This window comes from Lentibacillus salinarum (assembly GCF_042679865.1).
GTDB lineage: Bacteria > Bacillota > Bacilli > Bacillales > Amphibacillaceae > Lentibacillus > Lentibacillus salinarum.
Map to the genome: position 1 here is coordinate 438,875 of NZ_JBHTNH010000002.1, position 19,469 is coordinate 458,343.

Consider the following 19,469-nt stretch of genomic DNA (forward strand, 5'->3'; position numbering starts at 1 on the left):
CGTTTCCCCCCTACTCTTCAAATACATATTTATGCGCTGACGCCGGTTCAGGATATGTGGCATTTTCTGCGTAGTCGGTGGCCTCATTAACGATAGCATCTATCTCCCGGCTGATTTCCTGTTCCGCTTCAGCGGTCATAGCGCCTGTTTCCGTCAAATAAGCGGCGAACGAAATGACCGCATCGTTTTTCCTGGCTTCTTCAACTTCAGCACTTTCGCGGTACTGGCGGTCGTCATCATCACTTGAATGGGCCGTAAACCGGTAGGAGAGTGCTTCGATCAACGTTGGGCCTTCCCCGTTCACGGCACGTTCCCGCGCTTTTTTGACTTCTTCATAGACAGCTAACGGATCGTTGCCGTTAACGGTTACCCCGGGCATGCCATAGCTGGATGCACGGTCGGAAACATTAGCACTGGCAATTTGTTTTTCCAGCGGGACGGAAATGGCATATTTGTTATTTTCCACCAGTGTGATAACCGGCAGTTTATGAACACCGGCAAAGTTCAGGCCTTCATGAAAATCACCTTGATTGGAAGAACCCTCGCCCAACGTGACAAACGATGCGAAATTTTTCGTTTCCATTTTGGCGGCCAACGCAATCCCGACTGCATGCGGCACCTGTGTCGTAACCGGCGATGATTGACTCAAAATCCGGTTTTTCTTTTGTCCAAAGTGACTCGGCATCTGGCGGCCGCCCGAGTTGGGATCTTCTGCTTTGGCAAACGCCGATAGCATCAATTCCTTTGCTGTCATGCCGAATGCTAGGACAACCCCCATATCCCGATAGTATGGTGCCACATAATCCTTGGTACGGTCGAGCGCAAATGAAGCGCCTATTTGTGAAGCCTCCTGTCCTTGACATGAGATAACAAACGGAATTTTTCCGGCACGATTTAACAACCACATCCGCTCGTCAATCTTGCGGGCTAAAAGCATGTGTCTGTACATATCCACTGCCTGTTCGTCCTTCAAGCCTAACGCTTCGTGGCGGTTTCTTGTCATTTACTTTCCCTCCCCATGGTTTGAAACCAGTCATCCGTGAATCTGTATACCGTCCACAGCCATCGCAGCCTCGCCCATTACTTCTGAAAGGGTCGGATGTGGATGCACACTGTGCGATATTTCCCAGGGCGTCGCATCCAGTACTTTGGCCAGACCGGCCTCTGATATCATATCCGTCACTTGTGGACCAACCATATGTACGCCAAGCAAATCGTCTGCGTTTTTATCCGCAATAATTTTGACAAAGCCGTCTGATTCGCCGTGGACTAATGCTTTTCCAATAGCATTGAACGGGAATTGACCTGTTGTCACATCAAAACCTTGTTCAATTGCCTGTTTTTCAGTCATTCCGACACTGGCTACTTCCGGATTCGAATAAATACATGTTGGAATATGGGTATAATCAAGCTTTAGCGGCTGTTTATCTGCCATATGCTCAACTGCAACAATCCCTTCATGCGAGGCAACATGTGCCAGTTGCATGCCACCGATGACATCGCCAATTGCATAGATATGTGACTCTTTCGTCTGGTAATAGTCGTTTGTTTGAATAAAACCGTTATCAGCTGTTATATCGGTGTTTTGCAGCCCGATATTTGATATATTGGCTGCTCGTCCCACAGAAACAAGCATTTTGTCAGCTGCAAATGTTTCATTGATACCACCCATTCCGGCTTCTATTGTGACACCACCCTCTTTTTGCAGTGTGTCAGGTAATACTTTAGCACCTTTAACAATACGGACACCTTTTTTCTTAAGTAATGTCTCCACTTCGTTCGCGACTGCCTCATCCTCTGCCGGTAAGATTTGTTCAACGTATTCGATGACTGTTACATCAACTCCAAAGTCGGCGAGCATCGATGCCCACTCAATGCCGATCACACCTCCACCGACAATCATGACAGACGATGGCAGTTCCGTCATTTGCAGGGCCTCATCAGAACTAAGTATAAACTTTCCATCTATTTCCAAACCAGGAAGTGACTTTGGTTCGGAGCCGGTGGCGATTAGCACATTTTTGGGTATGAGCATAGAATTCTCACCGCCATCTGCATATTCAACCGATATGGTTCCGGGCATCGGTGAGAAAATACTCGGGCCTAATATCCGGCCCAATCCCTCGTATACATCAATTTTGCCTTTGTTCATTAATCCCTTGACACCTTGGTGCAGACTGTCCACGATAAGGTTTTTCCGCTCCTGAACCCTGGCAAAATTCAAGGTCACACTCGTTGTGTCTATTCCATATTCACCTGCTTCCTTTGTCTGTTTGAACACGTCAGCACTCCGGAGCAGAGATTTTGAAGGGATACAACCGCGGTGCAGACACGTTCCGCCCAGTTTATCTTTTTCAACAACAGCAACCCGCATGCCAAGCTGTGATGCCCGGATGGCTGCCACATATCCGCCGGTTCCGCCCCCAAGGACGACTAAATCGTATTCTTCTGCCATATACGATAAACCCCTTTCACGTTTCATTTCCTTGTATTTTCTGCTGACCTAGATGAATAGCTAACACCCGCCATAATAGCTTCAGCAAATCGTATTGCCTCTTGTTAACCCTGCACAGGTTTTAACGCCTGCTTAATATGTGATGGCCATTCGTTAAAAATTGGCTGCGTGATTGCTTTAGTGACTGAATACGTTCCTCGGCCAAACGATCAGCGGCAGCGTATGTTGGTATTCCATCACGTCTGGCTATGCCAAATACTTGGATCAAATTATCATAAATGGTTTCGACTTTTTTCATTGCCCGCTGCTGGTTATAGCCGTTTAATTCATCCGCTACATTGATGACACCGCCAGAATTAATGACATAATCCGGTGCATACACAATACCCATTTCGTGAATCTGATCGCCGTGTGCGTTTGTTTTAAGTTGATTATTGGCAGAACCGGCAATGACCTTTGCTTTCAATTGCGGAATCGTTTTATCATTGATGGTTGCTCCCAGCGCGCACGGGGCATATATATCGCAATCGACACTGTAAATCTCATCCGGTTCGACTGCTTCAGCACCGAATGTATCGACCGCCCGTTTGACAGCTTCTTGGTTGATGTCGGTGACGATTATGCGGGCACCTTCTTCATGCAAATATTCACACAAGGCATAAGCCACATTTCCGACACCTTGAACCGCAACGGTCCTTCCCTCTAATGAAGCATCTCCAAAAGCTTCTTTCGCTGCTGCTTTCATCCCTTTATAAACACCATAGCCGGTCGTCGGTGACGGGTTGCCTGATGAACCGGATTCAGGCGAAATACCTGTCACAAAATCTGTTTCCATATGAATCAGGTCCATATCTTGAACCGTTGTCCCCACATCCTCCGCTGTAATATACCGTCCGTTCAAACTTTGGATATACCTGCCGAAAGCCCGGAACATTTCCGGGTTTTTATCCTGTTTGGGGTCACCGATAATAACTGTCTTTCCACCGCCAAGATCCAGCCCGGCAGCAGCATTTTTATACGTCATCCCTTTGGCCAGCCTCAGGGCATCCTCAATCGCCTTCTCTTCGGAATCATACGTCCACATGCGTGTTCCGCCGAGTGCCGGCCCGAGCGTTGTGTCATGAATGGCAATAACAGCCTTCAGACCGGAGTTTTTATCCTGGCAAAAGACCAGTTGCTCATAATCGCCTTGTTCCAAATACTTAAATATTTCCATTACTGAATCCCCCTTAAAATATGTACATTGACTTCGAAATGCCTGGCAAATCAGTTATGTTTCAACGTCTTCAAATCGCTTGTTTAACATAACGGCACCTCTTTGCCCACTGTATAAAGTTTCGATTAACATTCGTACCAGCCAATTCCCACCCTCATTATATACTTGCAAAATCGGTACCAAAACTCAACCTTTGAAAGCGCTTTATATTCACCAACCGAACACTTCTAAACACTGCATTTATGAATTATGTTGCATGTCTTTTTTTTCGAAAGCATACTTTTCAAGCTTATAATAAAGGTTTCGGATTGAAATATTCAAAGCCCTCGCGGTGCGGGTCTTATTGTAAGCATGTTCACGCAAAGCATTGAATATATATTGCCTCTCATATTCCTCCATTGCGTTTTGCAATGTCCAGTTCTGGGGAATATCCCTGTCCAACTGCCAGGAAGGTTCAACTAACGGCATAAGGTCCGAGATGTGTTTCTTTTGAAGGTTACGGATGATTTGCCTAGCGCGTTTAAGTTCCCCTGTTAACGTTTCAATATCAGAGACAACAGGTATAACAACTGTTTTCCCGTTCTGCTTTTCCAGAAGTTGCCCAAGAACGTCTTTGTCACCGGTAGCTTCCACAATAATGTCAATATCCTCATCCAACCATTTATGGAAATCAGTGCCGGTTGGGATCCCGTAATCAACCGCCATTTTCAGTCCCGCTGCCTCAGGATTGCTATCCACGACTGCTATTATATTCATCCGCTCTGCCTTATGTAACATATCCAGTAACGAACTGCCGCCTTTACCCGATCCGACAACCAGCACACGTTTCATAACAATCCCCCATCCTTGCAATAAATTGCATGTTTTAAGCATACGCTATTCTGCTTTTTTAAGCAAACGATGTTATAAACGAAAATGTTCGCTAGCTTGTTCATATTCTTCCTGAAATTTGCTATACTTGAAACGTCTGTTTACATAAAGTGTCCGACCAAAAAAGTGTCCGGATTTTTTGGGCCTTACAAAGGGGAAGAGCAACCATGAACCGTCTTATTGCAGTACTGATGCTGCTTATTCCCGGCGTTCTTTCTGCGTACGGCATTAAGCTGATGCGTGATACATTATTTAACGATTTCCATCCGATATTTTTTCACATAGGCATACAATTTGTTGCCGGCTTTCTGTTTTTTCTCATCGGGATTTCGTTCATCGGCGGCTTTATTGTTTACCGCGACCGAAAAAAACAATCGGAGAAACGGAAGAACATGGACCAGGATAAATAAATTAGCAAATGGAGAGGTGTCACATGAAAGTAGCAAAATTTGGGGGAAGTTCTGTCGCAAACAGTGAACAAATTAAAAAAGTCGGGTCAATCATAGCCGACGACACTGAGCGTAAATTTGTCGTCGTATCAGCGCCCGGCAAACGATTTGACGCTGATACGAAAATAACCGATCTGTTAATCACATTAAGTGATCTTGCAACGCAGAATAAACATTACACCGGAATAGTGGAGGAAGTCATTGCGCGATTCTCGGAAATTATCCATGAACTTGACATTCCTGAGACCATTCTGACGGACATTAACCAATCCATTCAGACAGTGCTGAACGGTGAATCATCTGAGCAGATGAAGATAGATGGGCTGAAGTCAATTGGTGAAGACAGCTGTGCGAAAATCGTCAGTGAGTATTTAAAAACGATCGGTTTAAACGCCCACTACCTCAACCCGAAAGATGCGGGTATCATTGTCAGCGATGAGCCTGGTAATGCCCAGGTGCTGCCGGAAAGCTATGACGCGTTATATGAAATGCGAAAAAGGGACGGAATCATTGTCATTCCAGGATTCTTCGGGTTCACAATGGATGAACGGCTTATGACCTTTTCTAGAGGCGGGTCGGATATTACCGGCTCAATTGTCGCTGCCGGGGTTCAGGCCGATTTATACGAAAATTTTACAGATGTCGATTCGGTTTACGTCGTTGACCCAAGAATCATACCGAACCCGGAAAAAGTAACCAAGCTGACGTATAAAGAAATGCGTGAATTATCCTATTCCGGGTTCGGTGTCTTCCATGATGAAGCTCTGATGCCTGCTTTTCAGGCGGAAATACCAGTTTGCATTAAAAATACGAACAATCCGGGGAGCCCGGGAACGATGATTGTTTCCGAAAAAGATCCACAGTCAAGATGTGTTGTCGGTATTGCCAGTGACACAGGGTTCTCCAATTTATATGTGAGTAAATATCTGATGAACCGCGAGCTCGGTTTCGGACGTAGACTGCTGCAAATTCTGGAGGATGAATCCATTTCTTTTGAACATGCGCCGTCCGGTATTGATAATATGTCCGTTATCATCCGTGACAATCAGCTGACAGCGGAAAAAGAACTTAATGTGATCAATCGGATAAAGCAGGAATTAAATCCGGAAACAATCTCGATCGATTACGGTTTCGCTATGGTTATGGTGGTCGGCGAAGGCATGATGAGTGCTGTTGGTATTGCGGAAAAGTCGACCGCGGCATTTGCCGAAGCCAATATCAGCATTGAAATGATTAATCAGGGGTCCTCAGAAGTATCGGTTATGTTCGGCATACGGAAAGATAAGCTGGACTTAGCGATTAAATCATTGTACAATAAGTTTTTTAATTAAAAAATGCAGTATGCGGATCAACCGCATACTGCATTTTTTGGAATGATTTCGCCTTCATAACAAGTTAAGTACCATTCCTCAGCTTGCCTTATGTTCCAGCCGCAGCCGGTCAGCGACCATAGCGATGAATTCTGAATTGGTCGGTTTTGCTTTGGAAATATTAACGGTATAGCCGAATAACGCGGAAATCGACTCAACATTGCCGCGGCTCCACGCCACTTCAATCGCATGCCTGATGGCTCTTTCCACCCGCGATGCTGTCGTGTTATATTTTTTCGCAATATCTGGATAAAGCACTTTTGTGATCGATCCCAACAATTCAATATCGTTATAAACCATTGTTATGGCTTCCCTTAAATACATGTATCCTTTAATATGTGCCGGGACACCGATCTCATGAATGATATTGGTGATATTCGCTTCCAGGTCTTTTTTATTGCGTTCTTTTCCGTTTGTCTTTCTTGAGGCTGCCGGTTTAACGGTTTTAGTACCCCGGACTTGACGTATCTGTTCAGCTAAATTATCCAATTCAAACGGCTTTAAAATAAAATAGGAGGCCCCTAAATCGACCGCTTTTTTCATAACTTCTTCCTGGCCGAAAGCGGTGAGCATAATGACATTCGGATCATGCTCCCGCTCTGACTCACGGAGCGTATTCAGTACCCCCAGACCGTCAATATGCGGCATAATAATATCCAATACGAGCACATCCGGCTCTGTTTCTTCCAGCATATCGAGACATTCCCGTCCATTATAGGCAACGCCGATGATCTCAATGTCTTGTTGTCCTTCAAAATACTCTTCCATTAATTCAATAAGTTCCCTGTTGTCGTCAACCAAACAAACTGAAATTTTTTCCACGTGAAGTTCCTCCTTTGATTCGAGCTTTCTCCACGTAATATATTCGACATAAGATTCAAATATCCTTTTTTTATTTGAAAAACTTTAAATTTTTTTCGGAATGCTCGATTTTACTTTATTTTACTTCCAAAATCGATATTAATCGATAAAATATGACAATAAAAGTTCCGGTTTGTCGAAAAATCTTCACACATTTACGATAACATAAAAAATGGCATGTTGCAGTTTACCCTGCAACATGCCATTGTCTTTCCATCAGCTTGCTTGTTCCTGTTCTTTTCTGACCTCGATACCAGCTTCCTGAAGCATCCATTCAATGTGGACACCATAACCGCTTGTCGGATCGTTAACAAACACGTGGGTAACAGCACCAATGACTTTTCCATCTTGGATAATCGGGCTACCGCTCATGCCTTGTACGATTCCGCCGGTTTCATTCAATAACGCGTCGTCGGTAATCTGGACTACCATCCCTTTTTTGGATGGAAATTTTTGTGGTACACTGCTGACAACCTTTACATCAAATTCTTTAACTTCCTCACCTTCAAGGACTGTTAAAATCTTGGCTGGTCCTTCTTTCACTTCATGGGACAATGCGATTGGCATTGGCTCATCATATTTGCCATTTGATATTTGTTTATCCAACTGGCCAAAAATCCCAAAAGGACTATTTTTTGTAATATTTCCAATTTCCTCATCATTCATGGAAAACTTGGCCTGTTTCTCACCAGGTGTACCGTGGTTTCCTTTTTCAATCGACGTTACATTGGAACGAACAATGGATCCATTATGAATTTCGATCGGTTTTTGCGTATCCATATCGGAAATAACATGTCCGAGAGCACCGTATTTTTTTGTTTCCGGGTCATAAAACGACATCGTACCAATTCCTGCTGCCGAATCACGGATATACAAGCCAATCTGGAATTCATCTTCATTTTCAGCTTTTGCCGGCTTTAGTGTCGTATCAATGGTTTCGTTGTCACGTTTTAACGTAATAGCCAATTGCTCATCTTCTTTTCCGGCTTCTTTGACGAGGGGTTTTACATCCTCCATTTCTTTTATTTCTTCCCCATTTATTTCCAGAATGACATCTCCGACCTGTATGTCCGCCTTTTCTCCGGGTGATACGGTTTCATCTTCTCCCTTGATCTGATGGTGGCCTACGACAAGGACACCGAGTGTGTGAAGTTGCACACCAATTGATTGACCACCAGGAATAACCTTCACATCCTCAAGCACTGAGACATCCACTTTTTTGAGAGGCATACCGGCAGCCTGATAAATAAGGTCACTGCTTCCCGGCTCTTGTGCATAAAACTCTGTGGAATCAATTGCCTGCAGATGATCGCCTGTGGAATCAACCGACACTTTTTCTCCAAGGGCCGGCATGCTTATTGGTGAGGCATTATCAAGCGCCACAACCTGATTAGGAATGGATAGATAATGGTTTACCGGTGTAATGAATGGTATTGCCAAAACGGTTATAAGAAGCAAAAAACCGGTCATTATTCGAATTTTATCGTAATATTTCACCCAATTCACTCTCCTCATCCTAACCCCATACCTATAATTTTTCTCTCTGTACTTCTAATTTGACCGAACGGATCTTGTTTTAAACTGGTCAAATACAAGAAAAGCTGTGTAACATTTCCTGTTGTGGTTCTGCTGGCCTATGGCTGAACTGGATAAAAAATCCCTTTATAAAAAATAGTGCCAGATCCTGTATGATCTGGCTTTTACCTCTCTTTTATTCATCGTGTTTTTTGTAATTGGAGGCTAATTCAAGTAATTCCGTTGCATGGTCTTTGGCCGTTTCCGTTAATTTAGTGCCGGTTATCATCCGGCCCAATTCAGTGACCTTGTCGGTAGTGGATAACTCTTCCACACTGGTTGACGTCCGGTCGTTCTCTTCGTGTTTCGTGATCAGCTTATGGGTGTCAGCCATTGCGGCTACTTGGGGCAAGTGTGTTATGCATAACACTTGTGACCGGTTGGAAATTTGCTGAATCTTTTCAGCAATCGCTTGGGCAACTCTCCCGCTGACACCGGTATCAACCTCATCAAATATGACACTGGTGACGCCCTGATGTTTGGCAAACAGTCGTTTTAATGCCAGCATGATGCGTGACAGTTCACCACCCGAAGCGACCTTATGTAGCTGTTTCAATGGCTCACCGGGATTGGTTGATATCCGGAACTGAACCGCATCGAAACCATCCCGATGCAGTGTCATTTTGCCTGCCTTCTCTTTTTTATCAATGGCAACGGCGAATGAAGCTTTTTCCAGATAAAGATCTTTTAATTCATGGTGAATTTTGTCCGTTAAATCCTTAGCAGCTTTTTCGCGCAAATCATGAAGTTGCTTTGCTTCCAGATAAGCATCCTGCCAAGTATCATCGATTTGCTGTTCCAGTTTTGCCAAATGTGAATCCTTATTGGTAATTTCTTCTAATTCTTCTTCAATTTTTCCTAGATACTCCAAAATGTCATTGACTTTTGAACCATATTTTTTTCTAAGCCGGTCGATTTCATTCAAACGGGACTCAATTGTATTCAGCCGCTCGGGATCGTATTGCAGTGTATCAGCATAACTTCGCAGGGAATAGACCAATTCTTCCATCAAAAAATAATGATTGGACATCTCTTCAGCTTTTTCTGCAATAAACGTATCATAGTCTCGGCTGCTTTGCAGCGCTTGATTGGCCGTATTCAGCCATTCTATCCCCTTCTGTTCACCGTAAAGCGCATTGTAGGCATCCTGCAGCCCGTTATAAATTTGTTCAAAATTTGCCAGTTGACGCCGTTCTTCTTCAAGCTGTTCATCTTCGTCCGGCACTAGGTTTGCCTGTTCGATTTCATTCTTTTGGAACTTCAGTAAATCCAGACGCTGTGACATTTCCTGTTCATTTTCACTTAATTCTTTGTATCGCTTTTGCAGCGTGACGAGTTTTTCATATAATTGGATGTATTCTTTTTTCGCTTTCGTTATGGCTTTTTCATCATATAAGTCCAGCAATTGAATATGGTTGTCAGGATTCAACAAGGATTGGGTTTCATGCTGACTGTGCACATCGATTAAATCTTTACCGAATTCTTTTAAAATGGCCAAGGTCACCAATTTGCCATTAACTCTGCAGATGCTTTTGCCAGCCGATGTAATTGTTCGGTGCAGGACCACCATTCCGTCCTGGATGTCAATCCCATATAAGTTGGCTGTCTCATATACTTGCCGGTAGTCTGAATCCAAGGTGAACAGCCCTTCAATTTCCGCCTTTTTTGTTCCATGCCGGACATATTCAACCGATCCACGGCCACCAGCCAACAAATGAACCGCATCAATAATAATGGATTTCCCGGCACCTGTTTCGCCAGTTAACACTGTCAGACCATCCGTAAATGTCATCGAGAGCTTATCAATAATTGCAAAATCCTGGATTGCCAGTTCTGTCAGCACATATGTCACCCCACCATTAAAGCATACTCAAGAAACGCTCCCGAATTGTAGCCGAACCATCTTCCGTTCGGCAAATAATCAGGCACGTGTCATCACCGCATATCGTTCCCATGATTTCATCCCATTCCAGATTATCAATCAGGGCACCAATCGCATGTGCATTTCCCGGCAACGTTTTTAGCACAATGAAATGACTTGTATGTTCAATTTTGATAAACGCATCTTTAACCAGGCGTTTCAGCTTGTCCAGCGGATTAAAACGCTGATCCGCCGGCAGACTATACTTGTAACGACCAGTGGATGAAAGGACTTTCACCAGATGCAAATCCTTAATATCCCGGGAAACGGTGGCCTGTGTCACATTATAGCCAAGCGCTTTCAACTCATCCACAAGCTCGTCCTGGGTTTCAATTTCGTTTTCGGTTATCAGTTCACGTATTTTGATATGACGCTGAATTTTACTCATGGAAAACCTCCGATCACAGCCGGTTAATCCGTTGTTTTCGCTTGAAACGCCTGGTGGGCTTTTTCCACCAATGCCATTATATCGACAGGCCCTTTGTTGATTTCGGTTATCTTCTTTTCCCAGCCTAAATGTATCAAAAACTCAATATTCCCGTCACCGCCCGTTATTGGTGAGTATGTTAGATCAAGCAGTTGATAACCTTCCTCTTTAACAAACGTTATGACGCTATCCAACACATCTTTATGAACCTTTTTATCGCGAACGATTCCTTTTTTGCCAACCTGCTCTCGTCCCGCTTCAAACTGTGGTTTGATTAAACCGATCACATCGCTACCAGATCTCAGCAGCTGGCTTAAAACAGGGAGAATCAGTCTCAGGGAAATAAACGACACATCAATCGTCGCAAAATCAGGCTGACCGTACTGGATCATATCGGATGTCACATAGCGGAAATTGGTGCGTTCCATAACAATTACACGCTCATCGTTCCGCAGCTTCCAGTCAAGCTGATTATAGCCCACGTCAATAGCATAACAAAGTTGTGCGCCGTTTTTTAGTGCACAGTCGGTAAATCCGCCGGTGGATGAACCGACATCCATCATCGTTCTATTATTCAGATCAATGGAAAAATATTGTAACGCCTTTTCCAGTTTTAATCCGCCACGTCCCACATAAGGCAATGATTTTCCTTTAACGCGCAAAGAAGTGGCGTCGTCAACCTTCATACCTGGTTTATCGAGACGTTGCTCATCGTTAAAAACAAGCCCTGCCATAATCATTCGTTTCGCTTTTTCTCTGGTATCGGCCAGGTTCCGCTCCACCAGTAAACTATCCAACCGTATTTTAGTCATATTGAATACCCTTTGTTGTTCATTTTTTTGACAGTCAATTGCTATTTTTTGGCTTCTTTCGTATCACTGGGCAGAAGTTTGATTTTGAAATTTTTTTCAATAAAGGCAATGACTCTGCCAGCAAAAAATATCAAATCGGTCGAGGCGTTGATAGCAACATATTTACCTACTGCCTTGCCGCCGACCGTTAAGGCCGCCACAAGGCTTGTCAGTATAACGGATAGAACAATCTGCAGCGAAGCACCGTCACCCTGACCATATAAACCGGCAATTTGCAAAACAACGGTCGAGGCAGCCGTACCACTGACAACACCGGCAATGTCACCGATCACATCATTACAGAAACTGGCAAACTTATCGGCATTACGAATAATATTGACAGCTTCTTTTGCACCAGTGATCTTTTCAGCTGCCATAGCATGAAACGGTTTTTCAACAGCCGAAGTGGCAGCGATTCCCATCATATCAAAGATGACACCAACAAACACGATAATAAACACAATAAATAACCCAATTATCCAGATAACATTACTGAGAACGGATTCGGAAACGACTGCAAAAATAGCCGCTAGCACAAACGTGATAACGGCAATACTCACACTAAATTTTAACGATTGTTTAGTTCGCGACTTCATGTTAACCCCTGATTAAAAAGTTATGTAGACAGGAATGGTCATTTAAAAGGTAAAAACTGCGGCTTAGGTCCAGTAGGTTTTCCCAAGCAGAAGCCCTATGTTGCCATAAAGGTGGTTCCCCTTTAATTCCGCCTCGATACCGTCACCGAATACCGGACTGGATTACCACTTAGTCCGCACTATAATCCCTTTTAAATGTCAAATGAGCAGTCTAGGAGTTTTCCTCGGCAGCCTTTAACCGCTCCCTAGCCTCTTTTGCAGTGATGATTTCATAAAGAGACCATTGACAAACCAGTGGCCACCCGGAAATGTCAATTAAACTTTAATCCCCTCACCACCACTCAAGGCAGGCTACGCTGCAAATAAGGTTTCCCTTCCCCTATTCCACAGGTTCATACCCCATTCCATCATGTAACCTAGGCTTAGCTTACACGACAGATATGGGCCTCCACGGTAATCGGGTCAACGCCCACATGCCTTTGTGGATCGCCCGAAAACCTTAACTCCCAGCACCGACCCAAGGCTGGGCGCCTCAAGCCGGCACAAGGAACTTCATCGATGTGCCCTATGGCGGATTTTTAGGCCCGCCTTCAGGAACGGAGGGCTGACTAGAATACTGCACCATTCCTTTCGTGTATTTATTATAACATATTTCATTAGAAAATACCACAAAAGGAGACATGCCATTAATAATCTCGGTTACTAAAATAATCAGTCAGTGACATCAGATAAGATGTTTCAGCTTTTGCCTCATGCAAGGCTTCTTTTGCCTTTATGACATATTCCTTCTTTTTTTCAATGGCACCATCAAGACCCAGTAATTTGACATAAGTATTTTTTTCATTTTCCTCATCACTTCCAACAGGTTTCCCAATTTTTCCAGGATCACCGCTTATATCTAAAATATCATCCTGAACCTGGAAAATAACCCCGAGATAATGAGCGAATTTATCCAAATGCGTTATCTGTTCGTGTGTTGCACCGCCAAGATATGCACCTGAACTGATAGCGAAGCGGAACAACTCGCCCGTTTTGAGTGTGTGAATGGTTTCCAGTTCCGCCAGTGTTACCGCTTTTGTCTCGGCTTCCATATCAAGTATTTGTCCGGCCACCATTCCTTTGGGGCCGCTCGCTTCTGAAAGTAGCCGAACTAGTTGCACCTTTTGTGTATCTGTTAAGCGGGGATCGCCTGCCACGTGCTCAAAGCTGAACGTCAATAACGCATCACCAGCCAAAATGGCCGTCGCTTCATCATATCGTTTATGATTGGTCGGCTGTCCGCGACGTAAATCATCATCATCCATTGCCGGCAAATCATCATGAATCAGGGAATATGTATGAATCATTTCTAGTGCGGCAGCAGCTGAAAGGGCCTTTTCCATATCGTGGTCGTAGGCATGGTGGCTTGCCATTAAAAGGATTGGTCTCATACGCTTGCCGCCGGCTTGTATGGAATAGAGCATTGAATCCTTCAGACGTTCAGGTACGTCCAACTGTTGCAGGCGGTGCTGTATTTCCTGTTGGATCAGATTTTTATTCGTATTAATGAAATCACTGAGTTCCTGCTGCACGATCATTCATCCCCCTGCACGTCCAACGTTTCAAATTGGCCCTGCTCATTCATGATTTTAGTCATCTTTTCCTGGACATTGGTTAGTTTATCGTTGCACACTTTGGAAAGCTGCATGCCTTCCTGGTAATAGTTAATGGCTTTTTCCAACGGGACGTCGCCTTTTTCCAGTTTTTCCACGATTTTCTCCAATTCCAGCATAGCCTCTTCAAACGTCAGATTATTCTCCTTCTCCATTCTTTTCCTCCTTCACATCCAGCACGCGGCACGCCAGGGTCCCATCCGCGAGTCTGACATTAATCGCCTCAGTCTCCGCCGTATGTTTCACAGATTTCAGCAGATCACCCTCCGGTGTATAGGGAATAGCATATCCTCGTTTCATTGTTTCCAGTGGATTCAGTAATGACAATTTTTCCAGCGTCTTTTGCAGCCTTTGGGAATGCTCGTCAAGCTGACTTGTCATCAGCTGGTTGATCTGCTTGTGCAACCGCTGCAGTTCCCGAGCAGTACGATTAATCTGCCGGGTGGGGTGCAATGCCAGAAGCCGTGACTTCAAATGATTCATTGATTCATATTTCCGGCGCCATTCGTTGATAAATGCTTGATCAAGCCGTTCCACAAGCTTATCCAACTCTTGTTCTTTCTGTACGATTAATTGTTCCGGATAACGAAAGGCATATGACTGTCTAATGCGGTTGACATTTTGCCTGGAAGCTGTCAGCTGATCCGTCATGACCCGCGTTAAAGAGCGCCGAAAATCGTTTATTTTATCCAACAATTCCAGTTGTGACGGCACAGCAATTTCAGCAGCCCCTGTCGGCGTTGGCGCCCGAACGTCGGCCACATAATCGCTGATGGTAATGTCCGTTTCATGCCCGACAGCTGAAATGACAGGAATGGTACACCGGAACAGAGCATTCGCCACGATTTCCTCATTGAATCCCCATAATTCTTCAATCGAGCCGCCGCCTCTGCCAACAATCAGGACATCACAATCCGTTTGCTGATCGGCCCGTTGTATACCATCAGCAATTGACTGGGGTGCATTCTCCCCCTGAACAAGAACAGGGATGACCGTGGTCCTGACAATCGGGTATCTGCGTTTGATTGTCGTAATGATATCCCGTACCGCAGCACCCGTTGGTGACGTGACAATCCCAACATGTTCCGGAAATGCCGGCAGCTCTTTTTTACGCTCCTTAGTAAAATGGCCTTGCTGATGCAGTTTTTCCTTCAATTGCTCGAAAGCTAAATAAAGGGACCCAACCCCATCCGGCTCCATTTGCTGAATATACAGCTGATATTGCCCGAATTGTTCAAACACCCCGACCTCACCGTGTATCAGTACGTTCATGCCGTTTTCCGGCCGGAATTTCAATCGGCGGTTATTCCCTGCAAACATCACAGCCTGAATACGGGCATGGTCGTCCTTGATGGTTAAGTACATATGCCCACGGCTATGGTGTTTAAAATTGGAAATTTCGCCTTTCAGCCATATATGTTTTAAGTGCTGATCAGTGGCAAATTTTCGCTTGATATACTTGGTCAGCGCTGTTACCGTTAAATATTTAGTTTGCAACGCTAGACAACCCTTTGGCAGCTTTTATCGTATTATTCAGCAGCATCGTTATCGTCATGGGCCCCACGCCTTTGGGGACGGGTGTAATGTACGATGCTTTTTCAGCAGCAGATGGAAAGTCGACATCACCGGTGAGCGTACCATCATCGAGGCGGTTGATGCCAACATCGATAATCACCGCACCTTCCTTAATATGTTCCTGTTTAATGACATTTGGTTTTCCGACAGCTGTGATAAGGATGTCAGCGTTGCCCGTGAATTCTGTCAGGTTCGTTGTTTTCGAGTGGCAATATGTAACCGTTGCATGCTCATTCAATAACAATTGCCCCACGGGTTTTCCGACAATATGACTTCGCCCCATGACGACCGCGTGTTTTCCTTCAATTTGGATATTGTAAGATTGCAGCATCGTTATAATGCCATATGGTGTACACGGCAGAAACGTATCCTGTCCGGTCATCATTTTGCCAATACTGACGGGGTGAAAACCATCCACATCTTTGTCTGGACTAATCGCCTGGATTACCTTTTGCTCATTAATATGTTCCGGAAGAGGAAGCTGGACCAGAATGCCATGAACGGTTTTGTCCTGATTTAATTCAGTAATTTTTTCCAGCAATTCATGTTCAGAAACCGAGGCAGCCATTTCTATCACATCTGAAGAAATACCTGTCTGGTGTGTTGCTTTCTTTTTTCCATTCACATATGTTTTGGACGCTGGATCATCCCCAACAATAATGACCGTTAGATGCGGCATAATCCCTTCCGCTTTCAACTGTGATACTTCTTCCGTCATATCTTCCCGCAGTTTTTGAGCGAGCGCTTTTCCGTCGATAACATTTGCCGGCATCGCGCCATCCCCTCCCTATACAATAATGTTTGCTAACACACCATTGACAAACTTGCCGGATTTATCATCACCGTATTTATGAGCAAGTTCCACTGCCTCATTAATGGCAGCATTTTGCGGCACATCATCTTGCCAGCTGAGTTCATAAACAGCAATACGCAGAATGGTGCGTTCCACAGAGGCTATCCGGTCAATGGTCCAGTTTTCCAAATGGTTTGCTATTGTATCGTCAATGGTGTTTTTATGTTCGGATACCCCTTCAACAAGGACTTGTAAATAAGGATCAATTTCCAGTGATTCAAGATAGTCCTTTATAGCTTGTTCAGGATGCTTGTCATTCATATCCAGTTGAAACAGTATTTGAAGTGCTTTTTCTCGTGCTGCATGCCGGTTCATCAACCTAACTCCTTTGACTGGTATCTTATCCAAATCATAACACGAACGACTTTTGTAAAGCCAGAATGATCATCATCCGAATAAAAAGAAAGTCAAAAGAATGTCATCTTTTGACCTTATTCCTGCTCTTCCGTATCTTCCATTTGTATGCCGACAACGTGGACATTGATTTCGTCAATCTCCAGGGCAGTCATGTTTTTTAAAGTCTGACGAATATTTTCCTGCAACTGCTGAGCGACTTTAGGTATGGAAACGCCGAAATTCAATACGACAAATAGATCAATCAGGATGCCGTTTTCAGTCAGATCAACTTTAACCCCTTTACTGTGTGATTTTTTGCCAAAGCGTTCAACGACGCCTGTTGCAAAATTCCCGCGCATGGCGGATACCCCGTTCACTTCAGAAGCCGCTATACCTGTGATGACTTCAATGACTTCCGGCGCAATCTCGACTGTTCCCAGATTTGAATCATCACTTACATTCAGCAAAGGCTGTTCGCTCATCTTTCATCATCCTTTTCTATAATCGGATTTTCTTCAAGGAATCTCGTGTTAAAATCACCGTTCACGAAAACTGGATGATCCATGATTTGACGATGAAACGGAATGGTCGTGTCAACACCTTCAACAACGAATTCATCCAGCGAGCGTCTCATACGGTCAATGGCTTCTTTCCGCGTTTCGCCAAACGTAATTAATTTGGCAACCATCGAGTCATAAAACGGTGGAATGCTGTATCCCGTGTATGCACCGGAATCAATTCGTACGCCTAAACCGCCGGGTGGGAGATACAAGTCAATTTTTCCGGGGGAAGGCATGAAATTTTTAAACGGGCTTTCGGCGTTGATCCGGCATTCCATTGCCCAGCCATCAAATGCAATATCGTCTTGCCGAAAGGATAATTTTTCGTTGTTGGCCACTTTAATCTGTTCCTTAATCAAATCGACACCGGTTATCATCTCCGTTACAGGGTGCTCAACCTGTATCCGGGTATTCATCTCCATAAAATAAAATGACGCATTCTTGCGATCAAAAATAAATTCAATGGTTCCGGCACCAACATAATCAACAGCCTTTGCTGCTTCCACAGCCGCCTCACCCATCTTTTGGCGAATCGCTGGGGTAACGGCCGGTGAAGGCGACTCTTCAATAAGTTTTTGCAGTCGTCGCTGAATCGTACAATCCCTTTCACCCAGATGCACCACATGGCCATGCTGATCGGCTAGCACCTGAATTTCCACGTGGCGAAAATCCTCAATGTATTTTTCCAGATAAACCCCTGGATTACCAAACGATTTTTCGGCTTCCTCCTGTGTCATCTGGATTCCTTTAATCAGATCCTCTTCGGTTCTAGCAACCCGGATTCCTTTTCCACCGCCGCCTGCTGTTGCTTTAATGATGATCGGATAACCAATGTCATCAGCAATGGCTTTGGCCTCATCCTCGTTTTCGATGATGCCTTCCGAACCCGGCACGATGGGTACATCAGCTGCTTTCATCGTTTCCCGGGCAACATCTTTTATGCCCATTTTTTGAATGGCTTCTGGAGAAGGGCCGATGAACGTGATATGACACGCTTTACAAATCTCAGCAAAGTCGACATTTTCTGCCAGAAAGCCGTACCCGGGATGGATGGCATCAACCTCTGTCAGCGTGGCGACACTCATGATGTTCGTGAAATTCAAGTAACTGTCTTTACTGAGTGCCGGACCAATGCAATAAGCTTCATCAGCCAGCTGCACATGCAGCGCGTCCTTATCGGCTTCGGAATAAACGGCAACGGTTGTAATAGCCATTTCTTTGCAAGCCCGAATAATCCGGACCGCAATTTCGCCTCTGTTCGCTATAAGTACTTTGTTAATCAAACGCGACATCCCCCTATTTTGTCTTCACTCTGAACAATGGCTGACCGTATTCAATCAGTTCGCCATCCTCCACCAGAATTTCAGTTATTTCACCGCTTGCCTCTGCTTCAATTTCATTAAACAGTTTCATTGCTTCCACAATACAAACTACTGTATTTTCCTCAACACGTGATCCTTTTTTGACATAAGCATCACTTTCCGGATTCGGTCTGGCGTAAAATGTCCCAACCATTGGTGAAACAATTTCATGGTCAAAAGCCGCTTCGGCTGCTTTTTCCACAGCTGGTTGTTCGCTTGGTATGCCGTCTTCCTTTGGTACAGGCTGATTTTCCGGCTCCGCCTGCTTAACGGGTTCTGCCTGCTGTTCGATTGTTTCGGCCGGACGGACATCCACAGCCGGTCCTGGCCGGGCATCTGATTTTTTCATCGTGACCGTTGTTCCATCAGCTTCATAAGTAAATTCATCGATTGCTGACTGATCGATCAGTTTGATTAATTCGCGTAGTTCCTGAACTTTTAACATGTCTGGCACCCCTTCGTTTTTTACAGTTTAATAATTAAGTACGGATTATTACTCTTCATATTTTACGATAAATAGAATAAAAACATCAACCCACGG

General features: G+C 44.5%; 20 protein-coding genes. 2 read left to right on the forward strand and 18 right to left on the reverse strand.

From position 1 onward, the window contains the following. Window positions 1-10 precede the first annotated feature (10 nt). The 4 genes from ACFQ4A_RS02980 to ACFQ4A_RS02995 all read right to left on the reverse strand — a co-directional run bounded on the left by ACFQ4A_RS02980 (window position 11) and on the right by ACFQ4A_RS02995 (window position 4,502). Window positions 11-1,003: a thiamine pyrophosphate-dependent dehydrogenase E1 component subunit alpha gene (locus tag ACFQ4A_RS02980; RefSeq protein ID WP_382397403.1), complete on the reverse strand. Its 993-nt coding sequence runs from the start codon at window positions 1,001-1,003 to the stop codon at window positions 11-13. 30 nt (window positions 1,004-1,033) lie between these two features. Beyond that, window positions 1,034-2,455, reverse strand: coding sequence for a dihydrolipoyl dehydrogenase (lpdA, locus tag ACFQ4A_RS02985; RefSeq protein WP_382397405.1), 1,422 nt, complete (start codon window positions 2,453-2,455; stop codon window positions 1,034-1,036). Window positions 2,456-2,576: 121 nt separating this feature from the next. Continuing rightward, the gene (locus tag ACFQ4A_RS02990; protein ID WP_382397407.1) at window positions 2,577-3,671 is read right to left on the reverse strand and encodes a Leu/Phe/Val dehydrogenase; all 1,095 of its coding nucleotides are present in this window, start codon (window positions 3,669-3,671) and stop codon (window positions 2,577-2,579) included. 240 nt (window positions 3,672-3,911) lie between these two features. Then, window positions 3,912-4,502 (reverse strand): helix-turn-helix domain-containing protein, encoded by a 591-nt coding sequence (locus ACFQ4A_RS02995; RefSeq protein WP_382397409.1) that lies wholly within the window; start codon window positions 4,500-4,502, stop codon window positions 3,912-3,914. Window positions 4,503-4,708: 206 nt separating this feature from the next. On the opposite strand from ACFQ4A_RS02995, the gene ACFQ4A_RS03000 reads away from it, so the two are divergent. After that, window positions 4,709-4,951 (forward strand): DUF2627 domain-containing protein, encoded by a 243-nt coding sequence (locus ACFQ4A_RS03000; protein ID WP_382397411.1) that lies wholly within the window; start codon window positions 4,709-4,711, stop codon window positions 4,949-4,951. Between the two features lie 23 nt (window positions 4,952-4,974). Next, entirely contained in the window at window positions 4,975-6,321 is a 1,347-nt protein-coding gene (locus ACFQ4A_RS03005; protein WP_382397413.1) for an aspartate kinase, read from the forward strand. 78 nt (window positions 6,322-6,399) lie between these two features. Here the strand turns inward: ACFQ4A_RS03005 and spo0A are convergent, their stop codons facing one another. From spo0A to accB, 14 genes are all read right to left on the reverse strand, one after another. Next, entirely contained in the window at window positions 6,400-7,182 is a 783-nt protein-coding gene (gene spo0A, locus ACFQ4A_RS03010; protein WP_382397415.1) for a sporulation transcription factor Spo0A, read from the reverse strand. Window positions 7,183-7,437: 255 nt separating this feature from the next. After that, window positions 7,438-8,736 carry a SpoIVB peptidase gene (gene spoIVB / locus ACFQ4A_RS03015; RefSeq protein ID WP_382397417.1) on the reverse strand — a complete coding sequence of 433 codons (1,299 nt, stop codon included), beginning with the start codon at window positions 8,734-8,736 and terminating at the stop codon, window positions 7,438-7,440. Window positions 8,737-8,932: 196 nt separating this feature from the next. Then, entirely contained in the window at window positions 8,933-10,639 is a 1,707-nt protein-coding gene (gene recN, locus ACFQ4A_RS03020; protein ID WP_382397419.1) for a DNA repair protein RecN, read from the reverse strand. A gap of 16 nt (window positions 10,640-10,655) precedes the next feature. Continuing rightward, complete coding sequence (gene ahrC / locus ACFQ4A_RS03025; RefSeq protein WP_382397421.1) at window positions 10,656-11,105, reverse strand: transcriptional regulator AhrC/ArgR; 450 nt, start codon at window positions 11,103-11,105, stop codon at window positions 10,656-10,658. Between the two features lie 23 nt (window positions 11,106-11,128). Further along, window positions 11,129-11,956, reverse strand: coding sequence for a TlyA family RNA methyltransferase (locus tag ACFQ4A_RS03030; RefSeq protein ID WP_382397423.1), 828 nt, complete (start codon window positions 11,954-11,956; stop codon window positions 11,129-11,131). Window positions 11,957-11,997: 41 nt separating this feature from the next. Beyond that, window positions 11,998-12,591 carry a hypothetical protein gene (locus tag ACFQ4A_RS03035; RefSeq protein WP_382397425.1) on the reverse strand — a complete coding sequence of 198 codons (594 nt, stop codon included), beginning with the start codon at window positions 12,589-12,591 and terminating at the stop codon, window positions 11,998-12,000. Window positions 12,592-13,277: 686 nt separating this feature from the next. Then, a complete protein-coding gene (locus ACFQ4A_RS03040) occupies window positions 13,278-14,168 on the reverse strand; it encodes a polyprenyl synthetase family protein (protein WP_382397427.1) in 891 nt (296 codons plus the stop codon). Next, window positions 14,165-14,398 carry an exodeoxyribonuclease VII small subunit gene (gene xseB / locus ACFQ4A_RS03045; RefSeq protein WP_382397429.1) on the reverse strand — a complete coding sequence of 78 codons (234 nt, stop codon included), beginning with the start codon at window positions 14,396-14,398 and terminating at the stop codon, window positions 14,165-14,167. Before xseB ends, ACFQ4A_RS03040 begins: the two co-directional genes overlap by 4 nt. After that, window positions 14,382-15,740 carry an exodeoxyribonuclease VII large subunit gene (gene xseA / locus ACFQ4A_RS03050; RefSeq protein WP_382397431.1) on the reverse strand — a complete coding sequence of 453 codons (1,359 nt, stop codon included), beginning with the start codon at window positions 15,738-15,740 and terminating at the stop codon, window positions 14,382-14,384. The genes xseB and xseA overlap by 17 nt, the downstream gene beginning before the upstream one ends. Next, window positions 15,730-16,590, reverse strand: coding sequence for a bifunctional methylenetetrahydrofolate dehydrogenase/methenyltetrahydrofolate cyclohydrolase FolD (folD, locus tag ACFQ4A_RS03055; protein WP_382397433.1), 861 nt, complete (start codon window positions 16,588-16,590; stop codon window positions 15,730-15,732). The genes xseA and folD overlap by 11 nt, the downstream gene beginning before the upstream one ends. A 15-nt stretch (window positions 16,591-16,605) precedes the next feature. Continuing rightward, on the reverse strand, window positions 16,606-16,986 hold the full coding sequence (nusB, locus tag ACFQ4A_RS03060) for a transcription antitermination factor NusB (protein ID WP_382397435.1): 381 nt from the start codon (window positions 16,984-16,986) through the stop codon (window positions 16,606-16,608). A 116-nt stretch (window positions 16,987-17,102) separates the two neighbouring features. Next, a complete protein-coding gene (locus ACFQ4A_RS03065; protein ID WP_382397437.1) occupies window positions 17,103-17,489 on the reverse strand; it encodes an Asp23/Gls24 family envelope stress response protein in 387 nt (128 codons plus the stop codon). Beyond that, window positions 17,486-18,850, reverse strand: a complete 1,365-nt coding sequence (gene accC, locus ACFQ4A_RS03070; RefSeq protein ID WP_382397439.1) for an acetyl-CoA carboxylase biotin carboxylase subunit — start codon at window positions 18,848-18,850, stop codon at window positions 17,486-17,488. The genes ACFQ4A_RS03065 and accC overlap by 4 nt, the downstream gene beginning before the upstream one ends. Before the next feature lie 13 nt (window positions 18,851-18,863). Then, window positions 18,864-19,373, reverse strand: coding sequence for an acetyl-CoA carboxylase biotin carboxyl carrier protein (gene accB / locus ACFQ4A_RS03075; RefSeq protein WP_382397441.1), 510 nt, complete (start codon window positions 19,371-19,373; stop codon window positions 18,864-18,866). Window positions 19,374-19,469 lie beyond the last annotated feature (96 nt).